Origin of the sequence: Mesorhizobium sp. B2-3-13 (genome assembly GCF_006442195.1) — a bacterium.
GTDB lineage: Bacteria > Pseudomonadota > Alphaproteobacteria > Rhizobiales > Rhizobiaceae > Mesorhizobium > Mesorhizobium salmacidum.
In genome coordinates this window covers 260,001-262,500 of record NZ_VFVQ01000002.1, presented here as the reverse complement: position 1 = coordinate 262,500, position 2,500 = coordinate 260,001, and the positions used below count along the sequence as shown (strand labels likewise).

Here is a 2,500-nt window from a genome sequence, read left to right as displayed (position 1 = left end):
GGCAATGAGAACGATCAAGTGTCTTAAGGGCAATTGGTGGATGCCTTGGCATGCACAGGCGATGAAGGACGTGATACGCTGCGATAAGCTACGGGGAGGTGCGAATACCCTTTGATCCGTAGATTTCCGAATGGGGAAACCCACCTAAGGTGCTTGGAAAATCAGAGTAGCATGAGCGACAATCTCTTCGAGATTGCGCTGGTGCTGCTGTGGTTTCCAAGTATCAGATATAGGTAACTTATCCTGAATACATAGGGATAAAGTGGCGAACGCGGGGAACTGAAACATCTAAGTACCCGTAGGAAAGGACATCAACCGAGACTCCGGAAGTAGTGGCGAGCGAACCCGGACCAGGCCAGTGGCGATTGAGAGACAAGCGGAACCTTCTGGAAAGTAGGGCCATAGTGGGTGACAGCCCCGTACGCGTAATGCAATCAATCGTCCTCGAGTAAGGCGGGACACGTGAAATCCTGTCTGAAATTGGGGGGACCACCCTCCAAGCCTAAGTACTCGTGCATGACCGATAGCGAACTAGTACCGTGAGGGAAAGGTGAAAAGCACCCCGACAAGGGGAGTGAAAGAGTACCTGAAACCGATTGCCTACAAACAGTGGAAGCCCAAGGTTCGTCCTGGGTGACCACGTACCTTTTGTATAATGGGTCAGCGACTTAGTGTGACGAGCAAGCTTAAACCGCTAGGTGTAGGCGCAGCGAAAGCGAGTCTGAACAGGGCGTTCAGTTCGTCGCATTAGACCCGAAACCGAGTGATCTAGCCATGAGCAGGTTGAAGGTAAGGTAACACTTACTGGAGGACCGAACCCATAACTGTTGCAATAGTTCGGGATGACTTGTGGCTAGGGGTGAAAGGCCAATCAAACTCGGAAATAGCTGGTTCTCCGCGAAATCTATTTAGGTAGAGCGTCGACCGAATACCCCAGGGGGTAGAGCACTGGATGGGCTAGGGGTCCTCACCGGATTACCAAACCTAACCAAACTCCGAATACCTGGGAGTACTAGTCGGCAGACACACGGCGGGTGCTAACGTCCGTCGTGAAAAGGGAAACAACCCTGACCTACAGCTAAGGTCCCCAAGTTATGGCTAAGTGGGAAAGGATGTGAGGATCCCAAAACAACCAGGATGTTGGCTTAGAAGCAGCCATCATTTAAAGAAAGCGTAACAGCTCACTGGTCTAAATAAGGGTCTTTGCGCCGAAAATGTAACGGGGCTAAAGCCATACACCGAAGCTTAGGGTTTGGTCCGCAAGGGCCAAGCGGTAGCGGAGCGTTCTGTAAGCTGATGAAGCCATACCCGTGAGGGGTGGTGGAGGTATCAGAAGTGCGAATGCTGACATGAGTAACGTAAGGGGAGTGAGAGACTCCCCCGCCGAAAGACCAAGGGTTCCTGCTTAAAGCTAATCTGAGCAGGGTTAGCCGGCCCCTAAGACGAGGCGGAAACGCGTAGTCGATGGGAACCACGTTAATATTCGTGGGCTTGGAGGTAGTGACGGATCATTGAGGTAGTCCAATCTTATCGGATTGAGCGGGCTGCTGCGTGGTTCCAGGAAATAGCTCCTCCTTATAAACCGTACCCGAAACCGACACTGGTGGTCTGGTAGAGTATACCAAGGCGCTTGAGAGAACTATGCTGAAGGAACTCGGCAAATTGCACGCGTAACTTCGGAAGAAGCGTGACCCTTTTCTACGCAAGTAGAGGAGGGTGGCACAGACCAGGGGGTAGCGACTGTTTATCAAAAACACAGGGCTCTGCGAAGTCGCAAGACGACGTATAGGGTCTGACGCCTGCCCGGTGCTGGAAGGTTAAGAGGAGGGGTGCAAGCTCTGAATCGAAGCCCCAGTAAACGGCGGCCGTAACTATAACGGTCCTAAGGTAGCGAAATTCCTTGTCGGGTAAGTTCCGACCTGCACGAATGGCGTAACGACTTCCCCGCTGTCTCCAGCATAGACTCAGTGAAATTGAATTCCCCGTGAAGATGCGGGGTTCCTGCGGTTAGACGGAAAGACCCCGTGCACCTTTACTATAGCTTTACATTGGCATTCGTAGTGGCATGTGTAGGATAGGTGGTAGGCTTTGAAACCTGGGCGCCAGCTCAGGTGGAGCCACCCTTGAAATACCACCCTTATTACTATGGATGTCTAACCGCGGCCCGTTATCCGGGTCCGGGACAATGTATGGTGGGTAGTTTGACTGGGGCGGTCGCCTCCTAAAGAGTAACGGAGGCGCGCGATGGTGGGCTCAGAACGGTCGGAAATCGTTCGCTGAGTGCAATGGCATAAGCCTGCCTGACTGCGAGACTGACAAGTCGAGCAGAGACGAAAGTCGGTCATAGTGATCCGGTGGTCCCGCGTGGAAGGGCCATCGCTCAACGGATAAAAGGTACGCCGGGGATAACAGGCTGATGACCCCCAAGAGTCCATATCGACGGGGTTGTTTGGCACCTCGATGTCGACTCATCGCATCCTGGGGCTGGAGCAGGTCCCAA

At 53.0% G+C, this 2,500-nt stretch carries 1 rRNA gene (running past one end of the window); it reads left to right on the top strand.

Annotation, left to right across the window (positions count from 1 at the left end):
* Positions 1-12: 12 nt before the first annotated feature.
* Positions 13-2,500 (top strand): 23S ribosomal RNA (locus FJ941_RS03755) (it continues 344 nt past the right edge of the window).